Source organism: Williamsia phyllosphaerae, from assembly GCF_014635305.1.
In the GTDB taxonomy this organism is placed as follows: Bacteria; Actinomycetota; Actinomycetes; order Mycobacteriales; family Mycobacteriaceae; genus Williamsia_A; species Williamsia_A phyllosphaerae.
The window spans coordinates 2446950-2464731 of the sequence record NZ_BMCS01000001.1 but is presented as its reverse complement, the minus strand read 5'-3'; the positions used below and the strand labels follow the sequence as shown (position 1 = coordinate 2464731).

Annotated in this window: 16 protein-coding genes; 5 read left to right on the top strand and 11 right to left on the bottom strand. The window is 68.4% G+C overall.

What is annotated here, in order from left to right; genetic code table 11:
- Positions 1–19 precede the first annotated feature (19 nt).
- Positions 20–2125, top strand: a complete 2106-nt coding sequence (locus IEV93_RS11475; RefSeq protein WP_188489742.1) for a RecQ family ATP-dependent DNA helicase — start codon at positions 20–22, stop codon at positions 2123–2125.
- A 43-nt stretch (positions 2126–2168) separates the two neighbouring features.
- A complete protein-coding gene (locus tag IEV93_RS11470; protein WP_188489740.1) occupies positions 2169–2969 on the top strand; it encodes a crotonase/enoyl-CoA hydratase family protein in 801 nt (266 codons plus the stop codon).
- A 15-nt stretch (positions 2970–2984) separates the two neighbouring features.
- Here IEV93_RS11470 and IEV93_RS11465 read toward each other — a convergent pair whose 3' ends face one another.
- The 3 genes from IEV93_RS11465 to IEV93_RS11455 all read right to left on the bottom strand — a co-directional run bounded on the left by IEV93_RS11465 (position 2985) and on the right by IEV93_RS11455 (position 5675).
- Positions 2985–4067 (bottom strand): NADH:flavin oxidoreductase/NADH oxidase, encoded by a 1083-nt coding sequence (locus IEV93_RS11465; protein ID WP_188489738.1) that lies wholly within the window; start codon positions 4065–4067, stop codon positions 2985–2987.
- Positions 4068–4135: 68 nt separating this feature from the next.
- A complete protein-coding gene (locus tag IEV93_RS11460; RefSeq protein ID WP_188489736.1) occupies positions 4136–4516 on the bottom strand; it encodes an AraC family ligand binding domain-containing protein in 381 nt (126 codons plus the stop codon).
- Positions 4517–4550: 34 nt separating this feature from the next.
- Complete coding sequence (locus tag IEV93_RS11455) at positions 4551–5675, bottom strand: FAD-dependent oxidoreductase (protein ID WP_188489734.1); 1125 nt, start codon at positions 5673–5675, stop codon at positions 4551–4553.
- A gap of 60 nt (positions 5676–5735) precedes the next feature.
- Here IEV93_RS11455 and IEV93_RS11450 point away from each other — a divergent pair, with 60 nt between their 5' ends.
- Positions 5736–6308: a TetR/AcrR family transcriptional regulator gene (locus IEV93_RS11450; RefSeq protein ID WP_188489732.1), complete on the top strand. Its 573-nt coding sequence runs from the start codon at positions 5736–5738 to the stop codon at positions 6306–6308.
- On the opposite strand, the gene abmR is transcribed toward IEV93_RS11450, so the two are convergent.
- Positions 6309–6860 carry an ATP-binding transcription factor AbmR gene (abmR, locus tag IEV93_RS11445; RefSeq protein ID WP_229705041.1) on the bottom strand — a complete coding sequence of 184 codons (552 nt, stop codon included), beginning with the start codon at positions 6858–6860 and terminating at the stop codon, positions 6309–6311.
- A 150-nt stretch (positions 6861–7010) separates the two neighbouring features.
- Between abmR and IEV93_RS11440 the strand changes: the two genes are divergently transcribed.
- A complete protein-coding gene (locus tag IEV93_RS11440) occupies positions 7011–7478 on the top strand; it encodes an NUDIX hydrolase (RefSeq protein WP_188489730.1) in 468 nt (155 codons plus the stop codon).
- A gap of 4 nt (positions 7479–7482) precedes the next feature.
- On the opposite strand, the gene IEV93_RS11435 is transcribed toward IEV93_RS11440, so the two are convergent.
- From IEV93_RS11435 to IEV93_RS11410, 6 genes are all read right to left on the bottom strand, one after another.
- A complete protein-coding gene (locus IEV93_RS11435) occupies positions 7483–8940 on the bottom strand; it encodes an alpha/beta hydrolase (RefSeq protein WP_188489728.1) in 1458 nt (485 codons plus the stop codon).
- Between the two features lie 63 nt (positions 8941–9003).
- Positions 9004–9672 carry an isochorismatase family protein gene (locus tag IEV93_RS11430; RefSeq protein WP_188489726.1) on the bottom strand — a complete coding sequence of 223 codons (669 nt, stop codon included), beginning with the start codon at positions 9670–9672 and terminating at the stop codon, positions 9004–9006.
- Complete coding sequence (locus IEV93_RS11425) at positions 9669–11558, bottom strand: hydantoinase B/oxoprolinase family protein (protein ID WP_188489724.1); 1890 nt, start codon at positions 11556–11558, stop codon at positions 9669–9671. Before IEV93_RS11425 ends, IEV93_RS11430 begins: the two co-directional genes overlap by 4 nt.
- A gap of 44 nt (positions 11559–11602) precedes the next feature.
- A complete protein-coding gene (locus tag IEV93_RS11420) occupies positions 11603–13660 on the bottom strand; it encodes a hydantoinase/oxoprolinase family protein (RefSeq protein WP_188489722.1) in 2058 nt (685 codons plus the stop codon).
- Positions 13661–13702: 42 nt separating this feature from the next.
- The gene (locus tag IEV93_RS11415) at positions 13703–14929 is read right to left on the bottom strand and encodes a CaiB/BaiF CoA transferase family protein (RefSeq protein WP_188489720.1); all 1227 of its coding nucleotides are present in this window, start codon (positions 14927–14929) and stop codon (positions 13703–13705) included.
- A 2-nt stretch (positions 14930–14931) separates the two neighbouring features.
- Positions 14932–15672, bottom strand: coding sequence for a GntR family transcriptional regulator (locus IEV93_RS11410; RefSeq protein ID WP_229705039.1), 741 nt, complete (start codon positions 15670–15672; stop codon positions 14932–14934).
- Between the two features lie 150 nt (positions 15673–15822).
- Here IEV93_RS11410 and IEV93_RS11405 point away from each other — a divergent pair, with 150 nt between their 5' ends.
- Entirely contained in the window at positions 15823–16731 is a 909-nt protein-coding gene (locus IEV93_RS11405) for a hydroxymethylglutaryl-CoA lyase (RefSeq protein ID WP_188489715.1), read from the top strand.
- 249 nt (positions 16732–16980) lie between these two features.
- Here IEV93_RS11405 and IEV93_RS11400 read toward each other — a convergent pair whose 3' ends face one another.
- Complete coding sequence (locus IEV93_RS11400) at positions 16981–17703, bottom strand: hypothetical protein (RefSeq protein WP_188489713.1); 723 nt, start codon at positions 17701–17703, stop codon at positions 16981–16983.
- Between the last annotated feature and the right edge of the window lie 79 nt (positions 17704–17782).

Genomic DNA, 17782 nt, shown 5'->3' with positions numbered 1-17782 from the left:
GAGCGGTAACGTGCGAACGATGACATCGGCAACGCACGACCCCGCACTGTGGACGCAGAAGCGGGCAGAGACCGCGGCCACCGTCATCGCCGCGCTCGCCGGTCCCGACGCCGCACTGCGCGAGGACCAGCTCACAGCGGTCGCCGCGCTCACCGAACCCGGCGCCCGCGTACTGGTCGTGCAGGCCACCGGCTGGGGCAAGTCCGCCGTCTACTGGGCGGCGACGGCGATCCTGCGGTCCGAGGGTGCGGGTCCGACGCTGATCGTGTCGCCGTTGCTGTCGCTGATGCGTGATCAGGTCGCCGCCGCACAACGCGCCGGACTCACGGCCGCGACGGTCAACTCCTCGAACGTCGGGGACTGGAACGCCATCGAGGAGGACCTGCGTGCGGGCAGCCTCGACGTGCTGCTCGTCTCGCCCGAACGTCTGGCCAACCCGGGCTTCGGCCGACGCGTGCTCGACGCGGTGTCGGACACCCTGGGCCTGTTGGTGATCGACGAGGCGCACGCCATCTCTGACTGGGGGCACGACTTCCGGCCCGACTACCGCCGCGTCGCCGACGTGCTGGCGAGCGTCAACACGACGATGCCGGTCCTGGCCACCACCGCGACCGCCAACGAGCGCGTCACCGCCGACGTCGCACGACAGCTCGGCCCCGCGACGCTCGTGCTGCGCGGACCTCTGGCCCGGACGTCGCTGCAGCTCAACGTCATCGATTCGATGAGCCCGATCGAGCGGTACGGCTGGGTGGTCGACCACATCGCCCGCCTGCCGGGTTCGGGGATCGTCTACGTCCTCACCGTCGCCGACGCCCAGCGGTTGGTCGACGCGGTGCACGCGGTGCACGGCGACGAGATCCCCATCGCCGCCTACACCGGCCAGCTCGACGCCGAGACCCGCCACCGACTCGAGGACGGTCTGCGCGCCAACGAACTGAAGGCGCTGGTCGCGACCTCCGCCCTCGGGATGGGCTACGACAAACCCGATCTCGGGTTCGTGGTGCACGTCGGCTCGCCGCCGTCGCCGGTGTCGTACTACCAGCAGGTCGGCCGTGCCGGGCGCGCCATCGACCACGCGGTGGTCGCGTTGCTGCCGTCACCGTCGGACACCGGCATCTGGGACCACTTCGCCACCGCGACCATCCCCGACCCCGAACAGATGACGAAGGTGCTCGCGGAACTCGACGGCTCCGACGAGCCGCCGTCGGCGATAGCCATCGAGGCGTCCACCGGTATCCGGCGCACCAAGGTCGAGTTGATGCTCAAGCAGCTCGCGGTCGACGGCGCGGTCGACCGCGTCGAGGGAGGGTGGCGATCGACCGGCACGTCCTGGACGTACGACGCCGAACACTACAACGGCATCATCGCCACCCGCCGCCGCGAGGCCGACATCATGCGGGCCTACACCCGTGGCGAGCGGTGTCTGATGGCGCTGCTCGTGGAGTCACTCGACGATCCCGAGGTGCAGGCCTGCGGACGGTGCTCGGTCTGCCGGGGTGCACTGTCGGAGGGCCTGCAGGGCAGGCCCGCGGACGAGACCGTCCGCGCCGTGTCGTCGACCCTGCGGACCGGTGCGCACGAGATGGAGCCCCGCAAGATGTGGCCCGGCGGCGCGTTCGGCGCCAAGGGGCGCATCCCGGCGCACCTGGGCGCGGAGACGGGACGAGTGCTCGTCCACGCCGACGCCCCGGAATGGACCGACACCCTCGACGGTGCGCGTCGCGGGGACGCCGATGCCGTCGCCGACGTGGCCGCCGCCGCGGTCTCGGCCCTGTCGGCATGGCGATCGAGTTGGGTGTCACGGCCGGACACGGCGATCTCGCTGACCCTGACCTCGTCGTCGCTCTGTGCCACGATCGCCGATCATCTGGCGCAGGTGGGAAAGCTCGACCGCGATGTGCTCCCGATCGAGTCGTCCGACACCCCCGGCCGGGATTCCTCGGGAGCCGACGAGGCCGCGTTCTGGCGCACCGCACTCGGGGCGCCGCCCGATGTCGTCGGCAAATCGGTTCTGCTGGTGGTGGATTCGACTCGGACCGGATGGCCGGTCACCGTCGCCGCCGCGAAGCTCCGTGAGGCAGGCGCCACCGCGGTCCTGCCGCTCGTCATCCACCGACCGGCGTGAACACCGGCCCGCACCGACCGACCCGGAGGAAAGGACCCCCACGATGACCGACGCACTGCTGACCGAACGCACCGATCAGGTGGTCACCTGGACGCTGAACCTGCCCGAGAGTCGTAACCCCATCTCCGACAACGAGATCATCGATGCGCTGGTCGACGCCGTCGAGACCGCCAACGCCGACGACGAGATCCGCGTCGCCATCCTCACCGGCGCCGGCAGCGCGTTCTCGTCCGGCGGCAACGTCAAGCACATGCGCGACGGTGTCGGGATGTTCGGCGGCACCCCCGCCGACCTCCGCCAGGGGTACCGGCGGGGGATCCAGCGGATCCCGAAGGCGCTGTATCACTGCGAGATCCCGACGATCGCCGCGGTGAACGGCCCCGCCATCGGCGCCGGCTGCGACCTGGCGCTGATGTGCGACATGCGACTCGCGTCGACGACGGCGGTGTTCGCGGAGAGTTTCGCCAAGGTCGGCATCATCCCCGGGGACGGCGGCGCGTGGCTGCTTCCGCGCGCGATCGGACTCGCCCGCGCCAGCGAGATGGCGTTCACCGGGGACTCCATCGACGCGACGACCGCGCTCGACTGGGGACTGGTGTCGAGGGTGTGCGAGCCCGACGAGCTCCTCGACCACGCCCACGCCCTCGCGGCCCGGGTGGCGTCGAATCCACCGCATGTCCTGCGAATGACGAAGCGCCTGCTGCGGGAGGGACAGCAGCAGAGCCTGGAGAGCCTGCTGGAACTGTCGGCCGCCATGCAGGCGATCGCCCATCACACCGACGACCACCACGAGGCGGTCGACGCCATGCTCGAACGTCGTCCGCCCCGCTTCACCGGCCGCTGAGCTCCGGCGGGGAGATCAGTCGCGCCACGCACCCCGGGCGTACTGCGGACGGTACGGCGCCTCGTGGTGCGTGAGCCCCAGGTCGTGGGCTGCTCGTAGCGGCCACGCGGGGTCGCGCAGAGCCGCGCGGGCGAGAAAGACCGCGTCCGCCTGCCCGGTGGCGACGATGGTCTCGGCCTGCTCCGGATCGGTGATCATGCCGACCGCCGCGGTGGCGATGTCGGCCTTGTCGCGGACCTGCGCGGCGAAGGACACCTGGTAGCCCGGACCCACGGGGATGTCGGCGAGCACGTTGCCGCCGGTGGATGCGTCGACGAGATCGACGCCACGGTCACGCAGGATCTGCGCGAGCGCGACGGAGTCGTCGCCGGACCATCCGCCCTCGGTCCAGTCGGTGGCCGAGATCCGCACGAAGAGCGGCTTGCTCCAGACCGCACGGACCGCGTCCACGACCTCGAGCAGCGCCTTGCTGCGCCCCTCGAAGTCGCCACCGTAGGCATCGTCGCGCGTGTTCGACAGCGGCGAGAGGAACTCGTGCAGCAGGTATCCGTGGGCGGCGTGGATCTCGACGACGTCGAATCCGGCGTTGTCGGCACGGCGTGCGGCGTCGACGAACGCAGTTGTGATGTCGCCGATCTCGTCGATGCTCAGGGCGCGCGGCACGTCGTATCCCTCGAAGGCGATCGCCGACGGCGCCACCGCCTGCCATCCGCCGTCGGAGACCGGGACCGATCCCTCGGTGTCGGCGAACGGGGAGTAGGTCGACGCCTTGCGGCCCGCGTGGGCGAGCTGCGTGCCGATCAACGAGCCCTGCTCGTGGACGAAGTCGACGACGCGCTTCCACGCGGCACCCTGCTCGTCGTTCCAGATGCCCGCGTCCTCCGGGCTGATCCGGCCGTCCGCGGTCACGGCGGCCGCCTCGGTCACGATCAGACCGAATCCACCGATGGCGTGCGAGCCGAGATGGACGAGATGCCAGTCGGTGGGCACGCCGTCGCGGTCGAAGCAGCTGTACTGGCACATCGGTGAGAGCCAGACACGGTTGGAGATCGTGAGGTCGCGGAGGGTGATCGGGGTGAACAAAGTAGGTGTGGTCACGCACGAGTCCAACGGGATCGACCCACCGTGTCATTCCCGGCTGTTGCGTCGCTCACCCGCCGACGGCGTCAGTCGCGGCGGAACGGCACGTCGACGCCGTCGGCCAGGACGACATACACCCGTCGCCACGGCGCCGAGTCGTCCAACGTCCAGGTGTGTCCCGAGCCGGTGGTGTCCTCGGCGAGCAACACGTCGCCGGGCTGCAGAGTGAAGTTCTCGCCGTCGCGGGTCGCGAAATGCAGGACGCCGCTCAGCGTGATGACGAACTGCCGTGTCGGTGCGGGATGCCAACTGAACTCATGACCGGCGGGGGTCTCCTGGAACTTGACCGATGTCGCCGGGATCGCCCCGGTCATCAGCGCGTCGACGTCGTCCCCGAGGTCGACGACACCGTGCTCGACGTGCGAGTCGCCGTCGTCTCCGGTCCACAGTCTCCAGCACTCGATCACGTGTCGTCCTCTCGCGTAGGTCGTCGGGGCGAGGTCAACGGTAGGCGAGTTCGGAGATCTCCATCGAGATGCGGTGTCGGACCGGCGGCAGGGCGAGCCCGGCGCGGATGAGCGTGTTACGGACGAATCGCGCTCCCCCGAGATCGACGGTGGCCGCACGTGTCATCCGGTCGGTGAGCCGCAGGACGCGCCGGGCAACCGGGCGACGCAGTCGCTCGTACGAGTCGGGGTCGCCACCGTCGGCGAGGATTCCCGCGAGCGCGAGCGCGTCCTGGATTCCGGTGTTCATACCCTGACCTCCGGCCGGGGAGTGCACGTGCGCGGCGTCGCCGACCAGGAACACCGCACCGCGCCGGTAGGTCTCGGCGAGTCGGTGGTGGATCCGGAAGCGCCCGCTCCAGGCGACGTCGCTGACGTGTGCGCTGCCCGCACGGCGCCTCAGCAGCGACCCGATGTAGTCGGAGTCGGGCTCGGTGGGTGGGTCGTCGGCGGTGGCGACCACCCGGAACCGGTCGTCGGGCAACGGGGCGACCACCGCAAGTCCCTCGGGTGCGAACGTCAGCGAGACGGTGTCACGGGGCACCGGCCACTCCATCGCGACGTCGGCGAGTACGAACGACTGCTCGTATCCGGTCCCGGGAAAAGCGATGCCGACCGCGTCGCGCACCGCGCTGTGCATGCCGTCGGCACCGACGACCACATCGGATCGGACCGAGCTGCTCCGGCCGGTGGCGGTCACCACCTGCGCGCGGCCGTCGGCGTCGAGGCCCTCGAGTCGGGTGTTCCACTCCACCTCGACGCCCAGCTCGGCGAGACGGTCGCGCAGGATCGTCTCGGTGTCGGCCTGCGAGATCATGGCCGTGAACGGGTAGTCGGTCTTCAACGACGAGAAGTCTAGTCGGGCAATCGATCTCGAACCGTCCCGGATGTCGAACCTGGGAACACGCACGGCGCGATCCAGTATCCGACGCGTCACGTCGATGTCCTCGAGCACCTCGAGGGTCCGCGGGTGCACCACCGCCGCACGCGACGTGTTGGCGCCCTGCGCGGCGGCGTCGATCACACGGACACCGATGCCACGCCCGGCGAGGGCCACCGCGGCACTCAGACCCGTCGGTCCCCCACCGACCACCAGAACCGAACTCGCCGAAGTCAACATGCGTTGACTTTAACTCCGACCCGACGTGAGGTCAACGCTTGTTGACATATGCTGACCGTCATGACCGATCGGCCACCCGTCCCCGACACCGCGCGCAACGCGGTACGAACGCGCGCGGCCCTGGTGTCCGCTGCGCGGCAACGCTTCGCCGACGACGGTTTCGCGGCGACGACGGTCCGGGCTGTCGCCGCCGATGCAGGCGTGGACGCCGCCCTGGTGATGCGTTACTTCGGCAGCAAACGCGGACTGTACGAGGCGGCGACCGCGGTCGACCTCCACCTCCCCGACTTCACCTCGGTCCCGCGACGTCGACTGGGCGCGATGATCGTCGAGACGTTCCTGAGCCGATGGGACGGACCCGAGGGGGAACCACTGCGCATCCTGCTCGCCTCTGCGGCCACCGAACCCACTGCCGCAGAACAGATGCGGACCATCTTCGCCGGTCAGGTCCGGCCCGCGGTGACCGCCGCGGGCGCCGATCCGGACGTCCACGTCGAGGTGATCGCGTCCACCCTCATCGGGATGGCGATGATGCGGTACGTCCTGCGTGTCCCCGACGTCGTCGCACTGTCCCCGGCCGACATCGTCGAGCGGTTCGGACCGGCCCTGCAGCGACAGCTCGTCCGGCGCTGACTACAGCTCGGGCCCCTCGGCACGCAACGAGTCGACCTCGTTCATGGCCTCGCGCAGTTTGCCCAGCCACTCGTCGGTATGGGTCCCCACCAACTTCACCGACCACACCAGCGCATCGGCACGCGACCGCGCGACCCCGGCGTCGACGAGGGTGTCGAGGACCTGCCGCTCGGGCTGACGTAGACGCGTCATCACCGGTACGGCAATGTGCGTGAACAGGATTCGCTCGTCACCCACCTGCACACCCCACGACACCTTGCGGGCGTACCGGGCCTGCGCCTCGTCGGCGATGGTCATGCGCTGATCGCGGGTGTCCTCGCGGAACCGCGACGCGCGACCCTGCGCAGCCGCGCTGCCGCCGTCTCCACCCGGCGCGGTCAGCGTCCCGACGACGGTGATCTCGTCACGGTCGACGATCACCTCGGGGTCGCCGTCGAACCATTCGTCGGGCAGCCGACCGACGAACCACGCCGGGGCGTCGCTCGCGTCGGGCAGTTCGGCCTGTTGCCAGCCGCCGCGGCGACCTCCACCGCGATTGTGTTCCTTCATCATGTTCACTCCTCTGTCAGTGATTACATGATTACACGCTTACAAGAAGCGAACGTTGGACTTCGCTGACAGCAGACGTCGAGTGGGCGGATGCGGACAACGACTGGGCGGATGCGGACGGCGAGTGGGCAGCAGCCGAATACAGTCGGCGCCATGCCCACACCTGACTTCATCCTGGAACTGCGCGAGCACATCGGACACGCCCCGCTGTGGTTGTCCGGGGTCACCGCGGTGGTCGTCCGGGACGACGAGGTCCTGCTCGTGCGGCGTTCCGACAACGGCGCGTGGACGCCGGTGACCGGCATCATCGATCCCGGCGAGGAGCCCGCCGTGGCGGCGACCCGGGAGGTCGCCGAGGAGGCCGGATGCGTGGTGACGCCGCAGCGTCTGGTGTCGGTGCACGTCACACCGCCGGTCACCTACCCCAACGGCGACGTGTCGCAGTACCTCGACCTGACCTTCCGGATGACCTGGGTGTCAGGCGAACCGACGATAGGCGACGACGAGAACAGCGAGTGCGGATGGTTCCCACTCGACGACCTACCTGCGATGTCCGACGAGATGAACTATCGGATCGGCACGGCCGTCGAGAACGCGCCGGAGGCCCGTTTCCGGACCTGACCGATCAGGGAACCGGGACGCAGGTCGCGACGGCGGTCGATCCCTGCGCAGGGGCGGTCGTGGTCGCGCACGGCACCGCCGAGCTGCCGGCGGCGGTGTCGGGCACCGCAGCCGCACTCGGGGCGACCGACGACGACGGCGCCGACGGCGCAGTGGTCGAGGCGGACACATCGGTGCTCGCGCCCGGCGTCGACGACGCCGATGTCGACGAACTCGGGGCCGACGAACTCGAGCTCGACGGGGTCGAACTCGGCGCTGCTGAACTCGATGCAGCCGAGCTCGAGGGTGCACCGGACTCGGTCGACGAGGCGGGCGTCGGCGATGCGCTCGACGACGACTCGGTCGTGCCGATCCTGTTCGCCGCGAGAACCACGGTCTTCTGCGTGACGGGCGGGGTCGCCTTCAACCCGTCGAGCAGGTTCTGCTTGCCTGCGGCGAGTCCACGTCCCCAGTTCTCCCAGGTGTGGCCGCCGTAGTTCGGGATGGTGACGACCGAGACGCCGGCCTGCGCCGCCTGCAGCTGCAGCAGCACGGTGGACACCGCGGACAGGGCCTCGAGGAGGATCGCGCTGACCTGGTCGGCCGGCTTGAGCTTGGCCATCTCCTGCGGGGAGAGGAACGCATTACCCGAGGAGATGATCAGGACCTGACCGTTCTCCTTGAGCTTCGCGAGGTTCTGCGACGAGTCGTTCTGCTGCCACTGCGCGCTGCCGGGAGGACCCCACATGTTGACGATGCCGTTGGTGTAGTTCGACACCAGCGACTGCGTCGCGAAGACGCCGAGCGCGCCGAGCGGGTTGTTGGTCTGGTAGTAGCCCGACATGGCCTGCACGACCTTGAACTGCTCAGGGTGCTTCTCGGCCAGGGTCACCGCGGGGCCCGCGGACATCGACAGTCCCACGATGGCGTTGTTCGACTTCGAGACGCCGAAGTTCTGCGCAAGGTAGTCAGGGAGCTCCGAGGTGAGGAACGTTTCCTGCTTGAAGTTGGTGTTCGTACCGGCCGGGCCGTTCCAGTCGGTGTAGAACGACGATGCGCCGCCGACCGGCATCACCAGAGTGGTGTCGGACTTGCCGTCGTAGACCCTGGCGGCCTGCACATCGGTGGTCCACGCCGAGCGGTCCTCGCGTGCACGCATGCCGTCGAGCAGGTAGACGCCCTGGTCGCTGCCACTGGAGGCGCGGATCTGGACGATGATCGTCTTGCCCGACGCTTTCGAGTAGACCTTGCAGTTCTGCACGAAGTTCTTCGACGAGTCCCAGCTGCAGCCCGGACGAAGGACCTCGGGATGTCCGGTCAGCGCCTGCGCCTTGTTGTCGTTCGACAACAGCGCGGTCAGCGCGAAGATGACGACACTCACCGCGATGATGATCGCCGCGGGTCGCACCACCGCGGGACGGAGCACCGCAGCGCTCCATCCGGTCGCCGGTGATCGGTTCTCGTCAACAACGGTCCAGCCCATACAACATGCCCCTCGTGATCCCGACGTGCCTACACACCGGAGTCGTCACGAGGTGGCAAAACGTTACCGACCCGGTTCCGCGGCCGATCCCGTCATCAGGCGGATGGCCTCGTCGGTGTCGACGACGTCGGCGTACTTGGCCGCGAGGTCGGTCAGATTCGCCGCCTGGATCGCCGACGTCCGGTCACCGCAGGCGTCGGCGACGACGATCGGGCGGAACCCGAGCTGCAGCGCGTCGGTGGCGGTGGCCCGGACGCAGCCGCTGGTCGACAGTCCGCAGACGACCACGGTGTCGATGCCCCAGGAGGTCAGCGTCGCCGCGAGCGACGTTCCGCTGAACGCACTCGCGTACTGCTTGATGACGACCACCTCGCCATCGCGGGGCCGTGGGTCGTCAACGAACTCGGCCAGCGGCGATCCTTCGGCAAACACCCGCAGCGACGGGATCTTCGCGACGAACAACCCGCCGTCGACGATCGCGCCGGTCTCCGGATTCACCCGATAGACCACCCGCGTGAACACCACCGGCACCGACAACCCGCGCGCCGCGGAGACCAGCCGGGCCGATGACGCGACGGCCGACTCCACCGGTGCCCGCAACGGCGAGGAGTCGTCGACGTACGCGCGGGCGAGGTCGATGGCCAGCACGGCCGGCCGCTGCCCGAAGCCGACCGATCCCGCGAACCCGGACCGGCGGTAGTCGTCGAGGGGATCGGGCACCTCGTCGCTCATCGAGCCGCGGACCGGGCCACGCTCACCGGCGGCTTCGGGGCCGGCAACCCGGTCTCGGCCTCACAGCGTTCCAGGATCTCCGGGATCGACGGACCCATGTCGAAGGTCTGCAGTTCACCGCGTCCGGAGCGGATCTCGTCGCGACGGGACCCGGTGGCCGCGGTGTCGACGACACCGTTCTCATCGCACACCACCCCGTACCCGCCGGCCGCACCGTCGACGGTGACCAGTCCCCGCCGCACCTCCAGCGCGACGAGTTCGGGGTCGCGGGTCAGGGGGTCACCCCATCCCCCGCCGCCCCACGTGACGAAGTGTAGGACGTCGCCCGGGTACACCGGGGCGTCGTGGATCTTGCTGGGCAGGATGTCGATCTCGCCGTTCTCGCGCACGATCCACTTGCGGCCGCGGGCGCCGGGCTTGCCACCGTTGACACCCCAGGGGTAGGTCAACCAGCGGTCGTCGTGGATCGCGATCGTGCCCGGCTGCTCGAAGTAGTACGCGACATCGACACCGTTGCCGCCACGGTGCACACCGGCACCGCCGGTGTCGGGCAACGTCTCCCATCGTTCGACCCGCAACGGGTAGTACGACTCCAGGTACTCGCACGGGATGTTGACGAACGACGGCCACAACGAGTGACCGTCCGGGCCGTCGCCGATCGGACGCCCGGGGATGCCGCCGAATCCGATCGAGTACAGCTGGAACCACTCGCCGTCGCGCGGGCCGCCGTCGTAGTGCCCGGAGTACATGAAGTGCGGCGACGACGAGAACCCGGCGGCGTTGAGGATCTCCGGGTTGTTCTGTCCCAGAAGCCCACCGAACAGGTCGAACACGCGGCCGATGCCGTGGTTGCGACCGTTGAGCGCAGCCGGATAGGCCGGTTTCCAGAACGAGTTGTCCGGGATGGTGACGTCGATGAGCGGGTAGAAGCCGTCGTTCCAGAGGATCTGCGGGTCGGCGATGGTGATCACGTAGATGCCGAAGAACATCCGGACGAGGTTCTCGTTGATGAAGTAGTTGATGGGCCCCACGGCCTGCGGTGCGTGCTCGGAGAAGTCGAGGTGGATCTTCTCGCCGTGCCGGGTCAGCTTGATGGTGAGTTCATACGGCCCGTAACCACATCCGTCGTCGCAGATGTAGTCACTGAACTCGATGGTCTCGCCGTCGACGAACAGCGTGGCCAGCAGCACCTTCATGGCCTGATAGTTGCGGTCGAGCAGCGCGTCGAGCGCCGACAGGTACACCTCGACGCCGAAGCGGTCACACAGTTCGACGATGCGCCGCGATGCGGTGGTGCACGCCGCGACCAGACCGTTGAGGTCGGCGCGGTTCCAGTCGGGCATGCGCACCTGGTTGAGGATGATGTCGAGCGCGGTCTCGTTGAGAGTGCCCTGCTCGTAGAGCTTGAACGGCGGGATCACCACACCCTCTTCGAAGATGGTGCGCGCGTCGGCGGGCATCGAGGACGGCGTCTTGCCGCCGACGTCGGACATGTGGCCGAACATCGACGACCACCCGACGACCCGCCCGCTGTGGAAGATCGGCAACACGATGAGCCAATCGTTGGCGTGGCTGATCGCGGCGCCGCAGGCGTAGGGGTCGGAGGTGAGCAGGATGTCGCCGTCACCGACGGTGCCGTCGAAGTTGTCGAGGAAGTCGGGGACGGACAATCCGAACTGACCGACGACCATCTTGCCGCTCGGGTCGGCGATCAGCGGGAACTCGTCGTGCTGTTCACGGATGCCGGGTGACAGCGCGGTGCGGAACAGCACCTCGTCCATCTCGTAGCGGGCGTTGCGCAGAGCGTTCTCGATGATGTCGAGGGTGACCGGGTCGACGGAGGTCTTCGCGACCGGGTCGGTGGCGGTTTCGATGATGGTGGCCATCGTGGTTCTCCTGTGCTGGGAGGGAAGGTGTCGGGGCGGTCGGGTCAGACCGGTCGGATGATCAGGCTGCCGCTGGGGTCGACGGTGGCGGCGTGCCCGGAGAGCACGAGGGTCGTGGAGTCCATCTCGGTGACGATGGCCGGGCCGCTGACGACGTTGCCCGCCAACAGCTTCTCCCGGTCGTAGATCCCGGCGGTCGTGTACGCGCCGTCCATCCACACCTGCGACTCCTTCATCAACGCCGGCGACGGATCCTCCGAGCCCTGCGCCAGTTCGGTCCAGGCGACCTCGGGACGGGGCCCGCTCACGGTGACACGCAGGTTGATGACCTCACGCTCGTTCTTGAGCAGGAACGAGAACAGACGCTTGTGCTCGGTGTCGAAGGCGTTGCCCAACTCGGCCAACAGGTCTCCGGTGCCGGTGAGCACGTCGGGGTCGAGATCGACGGGGATCTCGAAGCCCTGGCCGTGATAGCGCAGGTCCACCTGATAGGTCGCGGTCTGCTCCGCCCGCGGCACCCCCTCGGTCTCCAGGCGCTCGGTGGCCACCTCGGCGAGATCGGCGATGACCGAACGCAACTCGTCACTGGTGAGGTCGACGAACGCGCGGATCAGGGTACGTGCGCTCTCGGCACGCAGACAGGTCGTGGCGTCGCCGTACGCGCAGAGCACCCCGGGCGACGGCGGGATGATCACCGGCCAGGCGCCGGTGAGTCGACCGAGTGCGTTCGCGTGCAGTGGACCGGCACCGCCGAAGGACACCAGCGCGAAATCACGTGGGTCGTAACCCTGCTGAACACTCACGAGCCGCAGCGCACCGAACATGTTCTCGTTGACGATGTCGACCACCCCGGACGCCGCGGCCTCGGGGGAATCGAGGCCCATGGCGTCGGAGATCGTGGCGACAGCCGTGCGGGCCGCGTCGACATCGAGTTTCACCTCACCGCCGGCGAGGTCGCTGGGCAGGTAACCCAGGACGACGTTGGCGTCGGTGACCGTGGGTTCGGTGCCACCGTTCCCGTACGCGGCCGGGCCGGGATCGGCACCGGCCGACTGCGGTCCGACGCGCAGTGCCCTGGTCAGTTCGGGGACGTGGGCGATGGAACCACCACCCGCACCGACGGTTCGGACGTCGACACTGGTCGCGCGGACCGCGAGGTCGCCGACCTTGGTCTCACGGCCGATGCGGGGTTGACCGTCGAGGACGAGCGCGACGTCGGTGGAGGTGCCGCCCATGTCGAAGGTGAGGAAGTCGGAGTACCCGGCCTGCTGGGCGAACCACACCGCGCCGGTGACGCCGCCCGCCGGCCCCGACAACAGCAGCGACACCGGGTCCTCGGCGGCCTTGCTCGCCTGAACCAGGCCGCCGTCGCTGCGCAGGATCGACAGCGGCGCGGTGATCCCCTTCTCCTTCAGCGACGAGTCGAGGTTCTTGACGTAGCGCGAGACCTCGGGCTGCACATAGCTGTTGGCCACCGTGGTCAGGGTGCGCTCGTACTCGCGCATCTCCGGCAGGACGTGCGACGACAGCGAGATCGGGATGTCGGGCAGCTCCTCGGCAACCCATCGTCCGACCTGCTCCTCGTGCACGCTGTTCGCGTAGGAGTTGATGAGCGACACCGTGATCGCCTCGACGTCCGCGCCGGCGAGCTTGCGCAGTTCGCCGCGCGTCTGTTCCTCGTCGAGCGGGGTGATCTCACCCCCGTCGGCCCCGATCCGACCGACCACCTGCACGGTGTGTTCGAGCTTGGCCAGTGGTTCGGGCTTCGGCCAGATGATCCAGCCGGCGAGACCGCCCGGGACGAACGATCGCGCGATCTGCAGGACCTGACGGAATCCGTCGGTGGTCACCAGACCCACACGCGCGCCACGTCCCTGCAGGATCGCGTTGGTCGCCACGGTGGTCCCGTGCAGCACCTGCTCGATCTGTCCGGGGTCGATGCCGGCGTCGTTGCACACCTTGGTGACGCCGTTGAGCACACCGATGGACTGATCCGAGGGCGTCGACGGGGTCTTGGCGCGGTAGGTGCTGCCCGAGGTCTCCTCGAGGAGCAGCACGTCGGTGAACGTCCCGCCGACGTCCACTCCGAGTCGATATCGCATTGCAGATCTCCTAGTTGTTTCGACGCCGGTGGGCGATGGGGGTCAGATGATGCTGCGGCGCGCGAGGTCGGCGCGACGGTCGTCGGACAGGTCGAGCAGATGTCGGTAGATCTCGTCGTTGTGCTCGCCGAGTTCGGGTCCGAGGTGCCGCACCGCACCCGGGGTGTCGGAGAGCTTGGGGAAGACGTTGTGCGTGGGGAACTCGCCGAAGTCACGGTGGGCCAACCGGACGATGGCGTCGCGGGCGGCGAAGTGCGGGTCGTCGAACATGTCGCGCGCGGTGAAGATCCGACCGGCGGGGACTCCCCCGGCGTGCAGGGTCTCCAGCAGCTCGTCGGTGTCGAGGTCGGCTGTCCAGGCGGCGATGATGCCGTCGAGTTCGTCCATGTTCTCCCCGCGTGCGGCGTGGCCGGCGAACCGCGGTGCGGTGATGAGGTCCTCACGACCCATGACCGTCGCGAGCCGCCCGAACACCGTGTCCTGGTTGGCGGCGATGAGGATCATCTCCCCACCCCGGGTCGGGTAGACGTTGCTCGGTGAGACGTTCGGCAGCACCGAGCCCGTGCGCTCGCGCTGGTATCCGGCCACCGCCCATTCCGGCAGCATCGACTCCATCATCGCCAGGACCGATTCGTAGATCGCCGCGTCGACGAGCTGTCCGCGGCCGGTGACCGACCGACTGTGCAGGGCGGTGAGAACGCCGATGGTGGCGAACACCGCGGCCAGCGAGTCGCCGAGCGAGATGCCCGCGCGCGACGGGGCGTTGTCGGGATCGCCTGTGACGTAACGGATCCCGCCCATCGCCTCACCGATCGACCCGTAGCCCGCGCGCGTGGAGTACGGACCGGTCTGTCCGTAGCCGCTGACGCGCGCCATGATGAGCCCGGGATTGTCGGCCCGTAGTTCGTCGAAACCGAGGTTCCATCGCTCGAGGGTGCCGGGGCGGAAGTTCTCGACGACGATGTCGGAACGGCCGATGATGTCGCGGGCGAGTTCCTGCCCCTCGGGGGTGCGCATGTCGCAGGTGACCGACTTCTTGTTGCGGGCCACCACCGGCCACCACAGCGACTTGCCGTAGGGCTTCTCACGTCCCCACTGCCGCATGGGATCTCCGACGCCCGGCGCCTCGAGTTTGATGACCTCGGCACCGAAGTCGGCCAGGAGTTGACCACAGAACGGGCCAGCCAGCAATTGGCCCATCTCGACCACCCGGAGGTCGGCCAGCGGGCCGGTCGCGGTGGGAGGTGTCGTGTCGTGTGCCGTGGTCATGATCAGACTCCGCTCTGAGCCGGTTGGGCCGTCGTGTGCGCGTGGTGGGCCGTCGTACGCCCGGGTTGGGCCGTTGTTTCTGCCGGTTGGGCCGTTGTTTCTGCCGGTTGGGCCATGGTCAGCTCTTCGTCGGCTCGAACCGACGCGAGCAGCACCGCTTTGGCCGCGCGGACGTGCGATCGCATCACCGCATCCGCCCACACCTCGTCCCGGGCGCGCAGCGCGGCGATGAGTTCGCGATGGTGTCCGGCACTGCGGTGCAGGTCCTCGGGCGCATACCGGTGGAAGGTGCGCATCATCAGCGGAAGCTGGATGACCGCGCTGAGCATCGAGGTGAGACGGGTACTCGCCGACGCGGTCCGGACGATGGCGTGGAACTCCATGTTGGCGGTGGCCACGAGCTCGAGGTCGTCGTCGAGCGCAGCGGCCTCCATTCGGTCGCACAGGCCGGCCATCTGATCGAGCTGCGCGCCGGTGATCCGCGACGCCGCGCGACCCGCGGCCAGCGCCTCCAGCGTCATGCGGAGGTCGTAGATCTCCTCGAGGTCGTCGGAGGTGAACTGGTAGACGCGGGCGCCGCGATGCGGCAACACCTCGACGAGGCCCTCGACCTCCAATTGGCGCAACGCTTCTCGAACCGGGGTGCGGGAGGCCTGCGTGACCTCGGCCAGCTCAGCCTCACCCAACCTCGACCCCGGCGCGAACCGGCCGTCGAGAATGGCGGCCCGGATGTGTGAGTACACCCGGTCGACTGCACGTTCCACTACGGCCCCGTTTCGCTTGTTTGTATGCAAGGTAGGCGTGGAGGGCGCGATCTGTCTCGATAAACAGAAGATTTAACCGCGAATCAACACAACCTTGTATGCAATAGCGGGTGGGGTGATGATGGGTGGATGACGAACACGACTCACGCCGGGACCCACGTGGTGGAAGTCGGCCCGCGCGACGGCCTGCAGAACGAACGAACCGCCCTGTCGGTGGACACCAAGGTCGACTTCATCACCCGCGCCGTCGACGCGGGCATGCGACGGATCGAGGCCGTCAGCTTCGTCAATCCCAAGCGCGTGCCCCAGATGGCCGGCGCCGAAGAGGTGATGGCTGCGCTCCCGCGGCGGGACGACGTCGACTACATCGGATTGGTGCTCAACGAGCGGGGTCTGGAACGCGCCCTGGCCGCAGGCGTCGACGAGGTGAACGTGGTCGTCGTCTGTTCCGACGAATTCAGTCAGCGCAATCAGGGCTGCGACGTCGAGGAGGGACTGGCGCGGTGGAAGCGCATCGCCGCCGAGTCCCGTGCGGCGGGCATGTTCACCACGGTCACCTTCGCGGTCTCGTTCGGATGCCCGTTCAGCGGGGAGATGCCTGCCGACCGCGTGATCGATCTGATGGCCCGCGTGGCGGAGTCGGGACCCGACGAGATCGCCATCGCCGACACGATCGGGGTCGGCGTACCCGCACAGGTCCGTGCCCTGCACGCCGGTGCGCGGCGGGTCGCACCCGACGTCGCACTGCGGTGGCATTTCCACAACACCCGCAACACCGGATACGCCAACGCGCTGACCGCATTCGACCTCGGCGACTGCGCCCTGGACGCCAGCATCGGCGGGTTCGGAGGATGCCCGTTCGCACCCAACGCGACCGGCAACATCGCCACCGAGGATCTGAACTACGCGTTGCAGCGATCCGGCGTCGACACCGGTATCGACGGTGGCGCCATCGCCGACGCGGCGTCGTGGATCGGTGCGCAATTGGACTCGCCGGTTCCCGCCCTGTTCGGACGAGCAGGTCCGTTCCCGGGCTGAGCACCCGCCCACCGTGCCGTAACCGCCCGCCCACCGTGCCTCAGTCCGTCGTGCGCCCCTTCTCCGCCCGCCCACACGGTCGGTTCGGCACGTTCGACGGGTTGTTTCGGCACGTTCGACGGGTTGTTTCGGCACGTTCGACGGGTTGTTTCGGTACTACACAAACGTCAACGGCGGGCGGGTCCATGGGACCCACCCGCCGCCGAGGTGTTTCAGACGCTGAGGTGTTTCAGACGCTGAGGTCAGCGATCAGCGGACGAACTTCGCGCGCGCCGCCGCCTGGTCACCGACGATGAACTCCGGGTTCGTCACATGGACGTCCAGCGAGTTGTTCGGGCCCGCGATGATGGCGTTAAGCACGCCGGCGAACGGTCCGCAGTTCTGGAACGGCGGGATCGTGTAGGTGCCCTTGATGTGGGCGTCCGCCTCGGGCACGTCCTGGCCCAGCAGCTTGAAGGCGTCGAGCGAGCCCTTGAGCCGTGCGGTGGTGGGCGCGGTGATGCAGCTTCCGTTGTTCGGCACCAGGTTCAGGCTCGCCGATCCGGTGCTGATGTTGAAGGGCTGCACCGAGTCCAGTCGGATCTGGAACGTCTGCGAGACGTCCAGGTCGATTGTCGTGGCGTCTGCGGTGCCACCCTGCGTGAGCGTTCCGGTCACCTGCGACGCGTTGATGATCGAGATCTTGAAGTTGGCCAGCGTGGCCGGGCCGAGCTTCAGCTTGGCCGCCGCCTGGGGAAGGTTCAGGGTCCCCTCGAGGGTGCTCAGGTCCGTGCGAGTCACCAACCTGGTCTGCGGGAACACCACCGGCTGGCCGGTCTTGGCGATCACGGTGGTCGTGTCCGCGTCGAAGTTGATGCCGAGGCTGTTGGACGGGTCCAACGCGGCCTGTGCCTGGGTGGCCGACACCGTTCCCAGCGCCGCGGCGGCCATCACGGCCACGGACAGGGCAACCAGCCGATTACGAATCTTCATTCACTTGCTCCCGCTATTCCTGGGGCACCTCGTTGGTGCCGACGAAACGGACACTAGTGATCACAGTCAAGTCTCAGTT

What these genes read in the sequence shown, in the direction of transcription:
- IEV93_RS11475 (WP_188489742.1), top strand. Translation starts at nt 20, where the DNA reads ATGACATCGGCAACGCACGACCCCGCACTGTGGACGCAGAAGCGGGCA.
- IEV93_RS11470 (WP_188489740.1), top strand. Translation starts at nt 2,169, where the DNA reads ATGACCGACGCACTGCTGACCGAACGCACCGATCAGGTGGTCACCTGG.
- IEV93_RS11415 (WP_188489720.1), bottom strand. Translation starts at nt 14,929, where the DNA reads ATGACCACGGCACACGACACGACACCTCCCACCGCGACCGGCCCGCTG.
- IEV93_RS11440 (WP_188489730.1), top strand. Translation starts at nt 7,011, where the DNA reads ATGCCCACACCTGACTTCATCCTGGAACTGCGCGAGCACATCGGACAC.
- abmR (WP_229705041.1), bottom strand. Translation starts at nt 6,860, where the DNA reads ATGATGAAGGAACACAATCGCGGTGGAGGTCGCCGCGGCGGCTGGCAA.
- IEV93_RS11455 (WP_188489734.1), bottom strand. Translation starts at nt 5,675, where the DNA reads ATGTTGACTTCGGCGAGTTCGGTTCTGGTGGTCGGTGGGGGACCGACG.
- IEV93_RS11425 (WP_188489724.1), bottom strand. Translation starts at nt 11,558, where the DNA reads ATGGCCACCATCATCGAAACCGCCACCGACCCGGTCGCGAAGACCTCC.
- IEV93_RS11430 (WP_188489726.1), bottom strand. Translation starts at nt 9,672, where the DNA reads ATGAGCGACGAGGTGCCCGATCCCCTCGACGACTACCGCCGGTCCGGG.
- IEV93_RS11435 (WP_188489728.1), bottom strand. Translation starts at nt 8,940, where the DNA reads ATGGGCTGGACCGTTGTTGACGAGAACCGATCACCGGCGACCGGATGG.
- IEV93_RS11405 (WP_188489715.1), top strand. Translation starts at nt 15,823, where the DNA reads ATGACGAACACGACTCACGCCGGGACCCACGTGGTGGAAGTCGGCCCG.
- IEV93_RS11400 (WP_188489713.1), bottom strand. Translation starts at nt 17,703, where the DNA reads ATGAAGATTCGTAATCGGCTGGTTGCCCTGTCCGTGGCCGTGATGGCC.
- IEV93_RS11450 (WP_188489732.1), top strand. Translation starts at nt 5,736, where the DNA reads ATGACCGATCGGCCACCCGTCCCCGACACCGCGCGCAACGCGGTACGA.
- IEV93_RS11420 (WP_188489722.1), bottom strand. Translation starts at nt 13,660, where the DNA reads ATGCGATATCGACTCGGAGTGGACGTCGGCGGGACGTTCACCGACGTG.